This window comes from Microcoleus sp. B3-A4 (genome assembly GCF_036705385.1).
Classification (GTDB): Bacteria; Cyanobacteriota; Cyanobacteriia; order Cyanobacteriales; family Microcoleaceae; genus Microcoleus.
This window is the reverse complement of the sequence record NZ_JAUBUI010000073.1, coordinates 18437-30919: the sequence shown is the minus strand read 5'-3', so window position 1 is coordinate 30919 and position 12483 is coordinate 18437. Positions and strand designations below refer to the sequence as shown.

Annotated in this window: 12 protein-coding genes and 1 pseudogene; 8 read left to right on the top strand and 5 right to left on the bottom strand. The window is 45.8% G+C overall.

The genetic code is table 11. The annotated features are described in order from the left end of the window. Positions 1-57 precede the first annotated feature (57 nt). Positions 58-453 (bottom strand): helix-turn-helix domain-containing protein, encoded by a 396-nt coding sequence (locus QUB33_RS22845; RefSeq protein WP_333354680.1) that lies wholly within the window; start codon positions 451-453, stop codon positions 58-60. A gap of 152 nt (positions 454-605) precedes the next feature. On the opposite strand from QUB33_RS22845, the pseudogene QUB33_RS22840 reads away from it, so the two are divergent. Beyond that, positions 606-719 (top strand): annotated as a pseudogene (locus QUB33_RS22840) (DNA-binding response regulator); the annotation flags it as partial. Between the two features lie 94 nt (positions 720-813). Here the strand turns inward: QUB33_RS22840 and QUB33_RS22835 are convergent. Both QUB33_RS22835 and QUB33_RS22830 read right to left on the bottom strand, forming a co-directional pair. Further along, complete coding sequence (locus QUB33_RS22835; protein WP_333354678.1) at positions 814-1236, bottom strand: DUF6335 family protein; 423 nt, start codon at positions 1234-1236, stop codon at positions 814-816. 238 nt (positions 1237-1474) lie between these two features. Next, complete coding sequence (locus tag QUB33_RS22830; RefSeq protein WP_006634408.1) at positions 1475-1681, bottom strand: hypothetical protein; 207 nt, start codon at positions 1679-1681, stop codon at positions 1475-1477. 165 nt (positions 1682-1846) lie between these two features. Between QUB33_RS22830 and QUB33_RS22825 the strand changes: the two genes are divergently transcribed. After that, complete coding sequence (locus QUB33_RS22825) at positions 1847-2260, top strand: peptide chain release factor 1 (RefSeq protein ID WP_333354675.1); 414 nt, start codon at positions 1847-1849, stop codon at positions 2258-2260. A gap of 224 nt (positions 2261-2484) precedes the next feature. Here QUB33_RS22825 and QUB33_RS22820 read toward each other — a convergent pair whose 3' ends face one another. Beyond that, positions 2485-3996, bottom strand: a complete 1512-nt coding sequence (locus QUB33_RS22820) for an FAD-dependent oxidoreductase (protein WP_333354672.1) — start codon at positions 3994-3996, stop codon at positions 2485-2487. Positions 3997-4097: 101 nt separating this feature from the next. Between QUB33_RS22820 and QUB33_RS22815 the strand changes: the two genes are divergently transcribed. From QUB33_RS22815 to QUB33_RS22800, 4 genes are all read left to right on the top strand, one after another. Further along, complete coding sequence (locus QUB33_RS22815; RefSeq protein WP_333354667.1) at positions 4098-4946, top strand: ABC transporter permease; 849 nt, start codon at positions 4098-4100, stop codon at positions 4944-4946. A gap of 72 nt (positions 4947-5018) precedes the next feature. Further along, a complete protein-coding gene (locus QUB33_RS22810) occupies positions 5019-5876 on the top strand; it encodes an ABC transporter permease (RefSeq protein ID WP_333354664.1) in 858 nt (285 codons plus the stop codon). Positions 5877-5928: 52 nt separating this feature from the next. After that, positions 5929-6990 (top strand): spermidine/putrescine ABC transporter substrate-binding protein, encoded by a 1062-nt coding sequence (locus tag QUB33_RS22805; RefSeq protein ID WP_333354661.1) that lies wholly within the window; start codon positions 5929-5931, stop codon positions 6988-6990. A 247-nt stretch (positions 6991-7237) separates the two neighbouring features. Further along, on the top strand, positions 7238-8326 hold the full coding sequence (locus QUB33_RS22800) for an ABC transporter ATP-binding protein (protein WP_333354656.1): 1089 nt from the start codon (positions 7238-7240) through the stop codon (positions 8324-8326). Between the two features lie 25 nt (positions 8327-8351). On the opposite strand, the gene QUB33_RS22795 is transcribed toward QUB33_RS22800, so the two are convergent. After that, positions 8352-10547, bottom strand: a complete 2196-nt coding sequence (locus QUB33_RS22795) for a protein phosphatase 2C domain-containing protein (RefSeq protein ID WP_333354653.1) — start codon at positions 10545-10547, stop codon at positions 8352-8354. 334 nt (positions 10548-10881) lie between these two features. Between QUB33_RS22795 and QUB33_RS22790 the strand changes: the two genes are divergently transcribed. Then, the gene (locus QUB33_RS22790) at positions 10882-11313 is read left to right on the top strand and encodes an NfeD family protein (protein WP_333217665.1); all 432 of its coding nucleotides are present in this window, start codon (positions 10882-10884) and stop codon (positions 11311-11313) included. Positions 11314-11422: 109 nt separating this feature from the next. Next, entirely contained in the window at positions 11423-12391 is a 969-nt protein-coding gene (locus tag QUB33_RS22785) for an SPFH domain-containing protein (RefSeq protein ID WP_006634417.1), read from the top strand. Positions 12392-12483 lie beyond the last annotated feature (92 nt).

The following is a 12483-nucleotide window of genomic DNA, read 5'->3' as shown; positions in this document are numbered from 1 at the left end:
CCTTGTATTCTATGGGGTCTGGCTTGCCGCCAACACCTCGACGCATCCTATGCCAACTCATCCTTTTTTTTTAATTATTCTCTTAATTGTTTCCGTACTTATATTAACAGACCATTCTTTTTTTATTTTTTGTACTACTTGCTTTAATTGTTTTGGTTGCAATTTTACCCAGTCTCTAATTTGATCTGATTGTGCGGAATTAAATGTTTCTTTTCTGCCTCTACCTGGTTTATTATATAATCCGAGTACTCCCTCATATTCCCATCGATTCAACCAGTTATACATGGTCTTATAACTAACTTTAAAGATTTTCATTAAATTCTCATTGTTGACATTTTGTGAAGCTAAAATCAGAAAATGTGCTCTTTGCCGCACTTGATGATGTCTGCTTTCGCGATAAATTCGGTTTAGCAATTTCAAGGAAAGTGGATTGATATCTCGAAGTAAAAACATATAAAACCTCTTTGAACACAACTTGATATTTTTTATTATATCATATTAGTTGTTTGTGTAATTAATTTTGTTTGACTACTTACTTTCTTGTCGTAGTTGAGATAAAGCTTCCCATTAACGATTTTCCAGGCGTCACAAGGGTTTGCTTGTGCAACCTTATTGAAGTGTATATTCGTGCGTTACGGATTAAATTAGAAGCAAGTAACGCCAAAGATCTGCTGCCTAGTGTTCGGGGAGTTAGATACGTGTTGCGAGAACAAAAGTGATGAGGGGCGGATTTACAAATACTTGGCATATCAAGTATGGATACTGGTGAACCCGCTCCTATTGTGCTACCTATTTCTTTTGTAAAAAATAGACCTAGAAATCCGGTCGTTCCTGATAATCTTCCGCAGAACTAGGGTCTAATTCCCAGCGGCTTTCATCTCGATGTTCAAGCATATTTGTTGTGTTCAAAATAGCGCCATCGGGCATTTCTATGCCCGCAGCGGCTCCCAGTTCGTCAACAATATCCAGGTCGGGAGTAGGTGCGGTTCCGCCCACGGATTGCTCGCCAGTGGCACTTTCTTGTTCCGCAGCCGGATCGCCATCCTCGCCGCCGATTTGGGAACTGGTGGAAGAGTAGTCCGAACTGCTGTCCTGCAGGGTTGTTATGTCGTCTTGGGTCAATCCCGGTTGATCGATGACGCCGGTACCGTAAGATTCGGTAATTTCTTGAGGCAATTCGCCCAAATTATCGCGTTCTGTTGTTGTTTTTGCGTTGCTTTTCTTTGGCTGTGCCACGATACTTGCTCCTGTTTGTTTTTGAACTCAATTAAATTAAAAATGTCCGAATTTGGCTTTAACTGAATTGTTTTTAGTAATTGCCGATGGCTATAATTAAGTGGTATAATAATTCCTATTTAAGCTTTTAGCTTCTATCCCAAGAAATATATGGATTCGGCTCAGCTATTTCATTGGGAATACAAAAAGCGATCGCCCTTTTGAAAAGGGCGATCGCTTTTTAATTGGGAGGCTAATTCTATTCGGGAAAATCAGGAATTACCCATTTGGGGGGTTCCGTCCGTTTCCTTCTCACCGCTTCCTCTGCTATTTCTAGCATTTTATCCAGAGAAGTATTTTCAATAAAGTTGGACGTTGCTTCTGCGTATTCCCGCTTCGGGCACTTGTCGCCCAGAACGCAGCCATTGACGCAAGCTACAGCACAATCGACAGTGTTCTCCACCATAACTTTTTTCCTTTCACGGTTCCAACAACTAATAGGCAGGTACTCTGGGTTAATTTGTCAAGAGACTGCTCTATATCTTTATTTTACTTCACAAATTGTCATCAAAGGTCGATCGCCAAGGCAAAACTGTTATAAAATCAAAGCAACCTACCTAATCTGCCGATCGTGAGTAATTTTCTGCGGCGCTTAAAACTTTTACCTTGGCGAGAAATGCTGCAAATTGCCGCCCTCGTCAACTGCATCGTGATTGGAGTGGAGCTATTTTTAGCCTGGGGTTTCACGCAATCGCGGGCAATCCGCAACGTTGTGACGCTTATCTACGGTTCCTCCCTGGAGATATTGATACCTTTTGCAGCAGCATTGGGAATGGGAGCTTTAGCAGTGTACTTTTTAGAGTATTGGCAACAACAATTTTTGCTCAGTCGAATTAGTTTGTGGGTTTTAGTTTTGTGCCTGCTCTTGGGTTTGGTGTTAAAGTCATTCCTACCCATACCTCCTTTATTAACAAGTTTATCGGAAGCTGCACTAATCGGAGTTACGGTGGGAGTTTTTTGGAAAGGCCGGCCTTATTGGCGATAGTCAGGCGATTTTAGATTTTAGATTTTAGATTGGCCATGACTGATGAAGATTCAGGCTTGGAGCTTGTCTAAAGTTGCATTTTTTTGTGAAGATAGCATCATGAGTCATTGGTCATTAGTCTATATGTAGGGTGCGCCGGGCCGCGCACCTTACCGCTTAAATCAAGAAATTCCCTCTTCCTTTTTCCTGACATTCGTTAAATCCGTTGCCGAACTTCCTTCTTCTTATGGCAGCCAAAAATCAGGAATGAATGTTTTAGTCAAACTGCGAGTAAACTGATTAATCTTTCTCCCGATTTGAATGTGCGGTTCGTCAGCTTCCACGGGAATAATTGCCGCTTTGTTTCCGATTCCGAAACGCGAAATTACTAAATTAGCCGCCTCCAAACCAGTAACATAAGCCTTTTCCTGCGACCAAGAACCGTGACGGGTCACAACCCAATCGCCGCTCATCAATACATTATCATAACTTGTTACCGCAGGCAACAAATACTGATAGCTACCAGGGGCAAAATGCGTCACCGCCCGCGACAGCCGAATCGCGCTGCTGTCAATTACTTTTGCCTCCAGAAAAGCCGGAATGCAAGTCGCTAAATCCCGCTGAACTAAGCTCACAATTTCCTCATCTTTGAGGGGAATTAATTGATTTGCGTGATAAAAGTCAGCTTCTACAACTGTTCCAGGTTCTGATCGGAATTCGTCGTGCAAAGCATTCAAATCAAAAAATGTCCAACCTGTAGTTGAACTAAACCCAAAACAGGCATTAGAAGGCAGCGGAATGTCAATTTTTCTGTCAAACCAGAGACGAACAGCTAACACGTCAACTGCACCCAAATTCATCGCGTCCCGAAACTCTTGGCGACTTTGCAAAGCGGGGCTGCTGCTGATAATTTTTTGCATTCCCGTGACGCCAACTGCAAAAATAACTGCATCTGCCTCAAAGGTTTCTTCGCCGCAAACAACGCCGGTTGCTCGGTTGTTGCTGTCAACTATTAAGTCAGTAACTCGCTGCTTTGTCAATACTTTTGCACCGAGTTTTTCCAGGCGTTCGACCCAGGGACGAAAGATTTTTTCTCCGACTGTTCCGCGACACCAAACTACATCAAAATCCGGTTGGTGTGCTAATATGAAATAATAAAGCATTCCCAAAGCTGCGGCAGCAGAACATTGTTCTCCTGGTGCAAATAAACCTACTAATAACATCGGCTCAAAAGCATCGCGGTACAGTCTTGCAGAAACGCCAAACTGTTTGAACAATTCGCGGGCTGTGACGCGATCGTACCTGCGCCACGCTTCGTCGGAATTGTCGAAATCTAGGACGGCGTAGAGTAAGGGCAAGGCTGAAAGCCGATCGACTAATGGCAGCCTTTTAAATCTGGTGTAAAGAAAGGTTCCTAACGGTGTGGGAAGCCGCGGTTCGTCCTGAAAAATCGGCGATTCTACTTCCAATCCGGCGGGTGAATACTGACAAGAACGAGTCCAAGGCGTGAAGGGATCGAGTCCTAATTGCTTGACTAAGGAAAAGATATTTTTGTAGGGATACCAGAAGCCATGAATGCCTGCTTCTACGGAACGCCCGCCGGCGGTTTTCCACCCCGCAACTAAGCCACCCGGATAAGGGCCTGCTTCTAGCAGGGTGACATCATAGCCTTGCTGGGCTAGGTGATAGGTAGCGCCTAAACCGGCCCATCCTGCACCGACGACGACTATTTTTGGGGTTGACGATTCTGCTGACATTGCGTACCTCTTGATAATTTATTAATGATGACATAATTCATAAAACCCGGATTTGATATAAAATGTGTTGAATTATGTGCTAAATTTCGCTTGAGTGAATAATGAGTGTCAAAAACCGCCAGCAGACTAACCTGTTGCTGCTCTTATTTCCCGCTACGGCATGGCTGATGGTTTTCTTCATTTTGCCAGTGCTAATTGTACTTTTGTACAGTTTCTTAGAACGCGGTACTTACGGCGGCGTTACTTGGATATTTACTCTCAGCAACTACCAGCGTTTGTTCAGCGGACTTTTCTTAGGAGTAATTGGGCGATCGCTCTGGCTGGCTTTTCTGACAACCGCCGCTTGCTTGTTAGTTGGCTATCCCCTGGCATTCTTCATCGCCACCCGTTCTCCTCGCTGGCGAAATGCTTTGCTTTTGCTGGTAATTATTCCATTTTGGACTAACTTTTTAGTGAGAACCTACGCCTGGATAATACTCCTGCGTAGCGAAGGAGTAGTTAACACAGCCTTGCAAAGCTTGCAAATTATTAGCGAACCGTTAAACTTGCTTTTTACGCCTTTCGCAGTGGCGCTCGGTCTTATTTACGGCTATTTACCTTTCATGGTTCTGCCTTTATATTCTAGCATAGAACGCTTCAATTTTTCATTGGTAGAAGCCGCTCACGATTTAGGTGCCAATGACATTCGTACTTTTTGGCGCGTATTTTTACCATTAACAAGCCGTGGCATTGTGGCAGGTTCTATTCTGGTTTTTGTTCCCGCAGTCGGCGCTTTCATTACACCGGATATATTAGGGGGGTCAAAAACAGTTATGGTGGGAAATTTGATTCAAAATCAGTTTATGAAAGCCCGCGATTGGCCTTTTGGCTCGGCGCTTTCTATGCTGTTGACTGTAATCATATTGATTCCAGTTTTAATTTACTTCCGCGTGTCTGATGAAACTCAATAAGGTAAGGTATACACGAATTGTTGCACCCTGCGTTTAAGTTAAGATGCGCTAATGATTAATGATTAATGACTAATGACTAAAACAAAACTAGATTTACTCGTGCGGGCGATCTGCAAAAAGTGGCTTTGGGTACAAGCTGTACTAGCATTAGCCTTTCTTTACTTGCCAATTCTCATCTTAATTATTTACTCCTTTAACGCCTCCAGATTCAATGCCGTTTGGCGCGGCTTCACCCTCGATTGGTACCGCAGTTTGTTTAGCAATGCAGGCGCGACGATTGCTACGAGTAGCAGCGCCGGAATCTGGACAGCACTCAACAACAGCTTGCTAATTGCAGCTATTTCGACTGTATTAGCAACCGTTTTTGGTACAACGATCGCGCTAGCGCTGGAACGCTTTCATTTCCCGGGGCGCAAAGCAGTAGAAGCTTTACTGTTTTTGCCCATTATTATGCCCGAAATTACGATCGGCATTTCGCTGCTAGTTTTCTTTACCCTAGTATTTCGGATCGTAGAAAATCTCACGGGAATTCGCCTCAATCTCGGCTTACCTACCGTAATTATCGGCCACGTTGTCTTTAATATTTCCTTTGTGACTATTACTGTCAGGGCGCGTTTGGCGGAACTAGATCCGATATTAGAACAAGCCGCTTTTGACTTAGGCGCGAACGAATGGCGGACTTTTTGGCGCATCACTCTCCCCCTAATTTGGCCCGCTATTTTCAGCGCGGCACTGCTGGCTTTTACTCTGTCGCTGGACGATTTTGTCGTCACATTCTTTACCACCGGCGTCGGTTCAGTGACGCTGCCGCTATTTGTTTACGGCATGATAAAATTTGCAGTGACGCCCGCGATTAATGCCATTTCAACTTTGATGTTGTTCGCTTCCTTATTGCTGGTTTTATCATCGTTAAAGGTTCAGAAAACTTAAAAGTTTTACTTTTCTGTGTCATAATTATTTTCGTCTGCAACTAACACAACCTATGAAACGACTGCTGACTTTCCTACTTTTGTTTGTGATGAGTGCAACGGTGGCTTTCGGCTGTAGCCCCACAGGTGGCAACCAGCAGCAAGTGCTCAGCATTTACAATTATGCAAGTTATATCGCCCCAGAAGCGATCGCCCAATTCGAGAAAGAGAACAATGTTAAAATTCAATACGACACTTTCGAGAACAGCGACGCACTCTATGCCAAACTCAAACAGGGAAACCCAGGTTACGACTTAATATTTCCCGCCGATTACATGGTGAAAATCATGATCGCAGAAAATATAATTGAGCCGCTGAATTTAAACAATATTCCCAACCAAAAAAACCTAGAACCTAAGTTTATCAATCAAGCTTTTGACCCGGGCAATAAATATTCCCTGCCCTACCAGTGGGGAACGATGGGAATTGGCTACAACGTGAAAACAACCAAGGGCGATGTCAACAGTTGGGCGGCGATGTTCGACCCGAAATATACCGGAAAAGTGGCGTGGCAAGATGATGCCAGATACACATTTGCAGGAGTTTTAATGTATTTAGGATTTGATCCAAATACAACCAATCCCGAAGAGATTAACAAAGCCCGCGATTTGCTGATTAAAAGTAACAATATCATTGCCGCTTTTGTTGACGACACCGGTCAAAATCTGCTAGATCAAGGAGAAGTAAATTTGACAATGGAATGGAGCGGCGATATTTTCCAAGTGATGACAGAAAATCCTAATATCCGTTACGCTATTCCCAAAGAAGGAACAATCATTTTTTCTGACAACATGGCAATTCCCAAAGGTGCGCCCCAGAAAGAGTTAGCTGAGAAATTTATTAACTTTATTTTGCAGCCCGAAGTAGGCGCTAAAGTGTCTAATTTTACCCACTTCGGATCGCCCAACAAAGCAGCAATCGATCAAGGTTTAATCGACCCGAACGATTTGAAAAACCCTCAAATTTACCCGCCTGCTGAGGTGTTTGGCAAAATGAAATTATTGCAGGATGTCGGGAAAGCAACTGCATTGTATGATCGAGCTTGGACGGAAGTTAAAGCAGGGGCCGGAAAGTAGATATATAGCCTTTCTCAGTAACATGAGATACTATCTGGCATGGGGCATGGGGCATGGGGCATGGGGCATGGGGCATACCTCACCACGCTTGAGAACCGCTATAACACAGGTTTCGACCGGGGCGGGTTTACTTAAATTTTTAGTTGGTATTAGAAATTTTGATGAACTCGTCCCTAGAGAATTTATGTTTATTTAACCGGAATTGAGTTCAAATTTTTATTAGTCATAACTAAGACATACTAACACAATGCACGCTGTCGAAATTTTAGAAGTTTCCAAAGTATTTAAAGGTGTCCGCAGTCAAGATTTCTTAGCTGTAGACAACATCAACCTGCAAATTTACGATCGAGAATTCTTTTCTTTACTCGGCCCTTCCGGCTGCGGCAAAACTACAACTTTGCGAATGATAGCGGGTTTTGAAATTCCCACAGAGGGGGAAATTTACATTCACGGTCAACCGATGCAAAATCGCCCGCCATTTCACCGCCCTGTAAATACGGTATTTCAAAACTATGCTTTATTTCCGCACATGACGGTAGGACAAAATGCCGCTTTTGGGTTGGAAATGGAGAATTTGCCTCAGAAAACAATTCGCGATCGCGTTGCTGAAGCCTTAGCATTAGTACAGTTAACCGACGTAGAAAAACGCTATCCCCGCCAACTGTCAGGGGGACAGCAGCAGCGAGTAGCACTAGCAAGAGCATTAGTCAAACAGCCGTCTGTTTTGCTGTTGGATGAACCCCTAGGAGCGCTGGATTTAAAATTGCGTAAAGAGATGCAATTAGAATTAAAAAAAATGCAGCGCAAATTGGGAATTACGTTTATTTATGTAACTCACGACCAAGAAGAAGCGCTAACTATGTCGGACAGAATTGCAGTTATGGATGGAGGAAAACTGCAACAAGTCGGGACGCCTGTTGATATTTATGAATATCCTAAAACGCGGTTTGTTGCTGATTTTATTGGCGACAGCAATTTTTTAAGCGGGCAAGTAGTAGAAAAGCAAAACGGTCAAATAATAGTGTTGGTTGACCAGCAGTTACCCGTGTTAGTTGCGACAGCCGAAGATATGCCCGCTGGGAAAGTTGTCACCCTGGTGTTGCGGCCAGAAAAAGCTGCTATTTACCCGGCTAATTATGATGTTGAAAATAGCTGGCCGGGAATAGTAGAAGAAGCTATTTATATTGGCACTGACACGCGGTATACGGTGCGGTTGACTGCTAAAAGTTCGATCGCCCTTCGCCGACAAAACTTGCACAGAGATGACTTGCAGCGACACAAAGCCGGCGACAGCGTTCGAGTTGCCGTGCCGCCGGAAAGTATCTGCATTTTATGAAAAATTCTGCTTAATTCAATCTCCCTTACTCCCGTGATTGCGAAGGAGGTTCCGCTTCTTCGGGCGGCGGAATCTCCGAAGGACTCGATTCGGGCGACGGCGAAGAAGTTTCCGCTTCGGGCGGCGGAATTTCTGCAGGACTCGATTCGGGCGACGGCGAGGGACTTTCGACCCCGGGCGAGGGAATTTCCGCAGGAGTCGATTCGGGCGACGGCGAGAGACTCTCGGCACCGGGCGAGGGAGTCTCCGAAGGAATCGGGGCAGGAGTTTCCGGCGGTGGCGGAACTTGTGCGGGCTCTGGCTGGGGGCTTTGGAGGCCGCGCACCCACAAACCTAAAGCGCCGCCGGCTAACATCAGCCCCAACACCCCCAGTAGGGGCAGCGGGAACTTGGATCGCCGTTTTTGAACTGGTTCCGGGGCGGGGGAAGTTTCGGGGTACAACAACTGTTTGGACGATTCTGAAAGCTGAGATTCTGGAATCTTCCCGGACTTCTGTAGGGACCGCGGCAGCGACGGCGGCAGCGACACCGAGGCTGACACTGGCGCTGACGCCTGCGCTGACGCCACCGCCGGATCGAACAGTACCAATCTCTCCGGCGACATCCGACAGTGAGTGGCCACCACGGAGGAGTTGTCATAACCGTTTTTCTCGTTGGCGAGACGAATCCAAGACTGAACCGCAGCTTCCAAGGACATTTTGCCTTCGAGCACCTCTGGGCCGTAATTTTCCCAAGAGCGCTCTACCCAGTCGTTGTCGCTCAAACCGTCGGAACACAGCAGCAGTAAGCCTTCCTCTTCGACAATAAATCGCTGAATCGTCGGGCGCAAGAAATCGGCGTCCCGCGTGCCCAAAGCTTGAGTCAGGGCTCCTGCATCGGCTCGCAGTTGAGTTTCCCAGTACAAACAGTGTCCTAGCTGGACTTCCCTTGAGGCTACGTCGTCGTCCACAGTCAGCCGGTGACAGTAATTTTTGCCAATCCAATAAGCCCGGCTGTCTCCAACATTGACTAAATAAAGTTCGTGACTGTTATTCGAGGGCAAATCCTCGGAAATTTTCACTTTTTGAGGCAACTGGAGGGCCATCACCAAAGTCGTCCCCATCCGCTGCCGCAACTCTTTTCCCTGCTCGTTATTTTGAGCGGAAATCACATTATTCACAACTCTGACTATTTCTTCGAGTTGCTTGATGACCATTGCTGGCGTCATCAACTCTTCTTGTTCGGCAATTTCTGCGAGCAAATTTTGGATTAAAGCTTTGAGGGACTGCACGGCTAATTGACTGGCAACTTCTCCTCCTTCGTGGCCTCCAACCCCGTCGCAAACCATTGTCAAGTAAGGAATTAGTTTGTCGTTCCCTGAAGTTTTGCTAGATTGAAAATCAGCAGCAACCGGATAGCAACTGTCTTCATTTTGGGAGCGCTGCGGCCCGGTATCAGTCATGCCGACTACTTCTAAGTGCAGAGGCAATTTAGCGGCTTGTTCTAATAGTAAATCGTTGAGTTCCAGGCCGATCGCCTCGAAATTCATGCTGCTGCGGCGCATAAACTGACAAATCTCTCCGAGTTTCGCCTGCACCTCGGGTTGCGCTGATTCTACCAAACCTGACCACACATCTCCCAAATCCCGCAGCGTCGGTACAAAATTGCCCCGGTGCAGTTCCAGCAAGCGTACCCGCCAACCTTCCACCCGCAAATTTTCCGGTACCAGCAAACTCGAAGCTACTCCTTGTTCCGACAGCGGCGCCCACAGTTGGAGCATTTGCCACAGCCAGTAAACTTGGCGCGCGGCGCTTGTCCCAGACCAAGATTCTAAAATAGAAGGATACAGGCGACCGAAATTATTAATGGGCACATTTTCCAACAACAGCACCTCTGCCGCTTCCGGTGCTTCCCCTAGCGAACAATAACCGTATACTTCCGGCGTATGCAGCCGTTGGGGATACAAATGCAGGTAAGGCATAATGCTATCCGGCAGTTGTTCCGGGACGGTGGGAGGCAGAACTGGACGGCTGTCGAGCCAGATTTGGGGTGCAATGACAAAGTATCGATCGGCTATTACCTTACCCGCCGGCACTTCCTCGGCTGCTTGTCCCACCACCCACACATAGCGATAAATTAAATCTGTTTCGCACGCTGCACAGTGCTGGCGGCCAAAGGTATTGCGGGGATCGGCACAGCTAAGATTCGGGCAATAAATGGGTTCGGAGAAACTGCTGATCATATCGAAATAGTTTGTGTAAAAACATTCTGAAGATATATGATTCGCAAGCCCAAATTCATGAGCTTGAGAATAAACTGATTTTAGCCCCTATCAATTTCTTAACTGCCTTTGGGCCCCTAGAAATTGTAGTTTCTGCCAGTCTGTACCGGCTTAAATTGTAATTTAAGTTACTAAACTCAGACTTGGAGTACGATGGAAGCCTCAACCTGGTACCGCGGCGCGAAAAAGCGCTCTGAGGGCTTGCAAGTGGCAAACCCTTGCAGAGTCAGTTGTTGGCATTTCTTAAATCTTAAATTTCCAATCTAAGATCTAAATAGTATCACCTATTCTTTTTATGATCTGGACTCCGACGCTCCTTTGGCTGCTAGCTGGGTCTTTGCTGTGTTTGGCAGAGCTATTTCTCCCGACTGCTTTTGTCGCTTTTCTGATGGGACTGAGCGCCTTCGCCGTAGCGGGATGTTCTCTAGTTCTACCTTACGTTAATTTACAAATATTCCTCTGGATGGTACTTTCGACAGTTTTTGTGCTGCTGTCTCGGCGGTTGATACCAAAAGGCACGGCAAGGGCGATCGCAGATTCTCAGGAAGCAAAAACTTTAACAGAAATTCCCGCCGGAGAAGCCGGCCGAGTGATTTATGAGGGGAATTCTTGGCAAGCTCGCTGCGAAGACACGAAGGCCACTATCCCCCCCAACCAAAACGTAATTGTCGTCGGACGGAAAGGCACTACTCTGATAGTTTTGCCAGAAAATCTCTTGCATTCTTAAACAAAATGCGTAATTAATCACAGCCAATTAGTAGTTAATCATCAGTCATTAGTCAACATTTAACAGTCAACAGTCAACAGTCAACACTCTATATTTATAGGAGGCGACCGTGGAACAATTTTTTTTACTTGTATTTTTAGCACTCGGCGGCTCAGCCCTCGCAGGTTCCGTCAAGATTATCAACCAGGGAAATGAAGCGCTGGTGGAAACTTTAGGTAAATACAGCGGCAAGAAACTGGAACCAGGTTTGAATTTTGTCACGCCGTTTTTCGATCGCGTCGTGTACGAGCAAACAATTCGGGAAAAAGTCTTAGATATTCCTCCGCAAGCTTGTATTACCCGCGACAACGTTTCCTTCACCGTTGATGCTGTGGTTTACTGGCGCATTGTAGACTTGGAAAAAGCTTGTTACAAAGTAGAAAATCTCCAGTCAGCAATGGTAAATATGGTGCTAACTCAAATTCGCGCCGAAATGGGTCAACTGGATCTCGAACAAACCTTTACTGCTCGTTCTCAAATTAATGAAATCTTGCTCAGAGATTTAGATATTGTTACCGATCCTTGGGGAGTGAAAGTAACGCGGGTAGAATTGCGCGATATTATCCCTTCTAAAACTGTACAGGAATCGATGGAATTGCAGATGGCCGCCGATCGACGGAAGCGGGCGGCAATTCTGACATCCGAGGGCGAACGCGAGTCAGCAGTGAACAGCGCCAAAGGTAAAGCAGAAGCGCAAGTTTTGGATGCAGAAGCGCGCCAAAAAGCGACTATTTTGGAAGCGGAAGCTCAACAAAAGGCGATCGTCCTGAAAGCTCAAGCAGAACGCCAAAGTCAGGTTTTGAAAGCTCAAGCTACTTCAGAGGCCTTGCAAATTATCGGCAAAACTCTGCAAAATGACCCCAATGCTCGGGAAGCTTTACAATTTTTGTTAGCTCAAAACTATCTGGATATGGGTCTAAAAATTGGCACCAGCGACAGCAGCAAGGTGATGTTTATGGACCCGCGCAGCATTCCCGCTACGCTCGAAGGAATGCGATCGATCGTTGGGGAAGGTAATAATAATGAGGTGAAAAAGTAGTCTTAGCTAGAATGGGCAATTGAAAGAGACTGATAACTCTGTATGAGGGATGAAACTCCTCATACAGAGTTAACATGAATAGCAAAAATAAT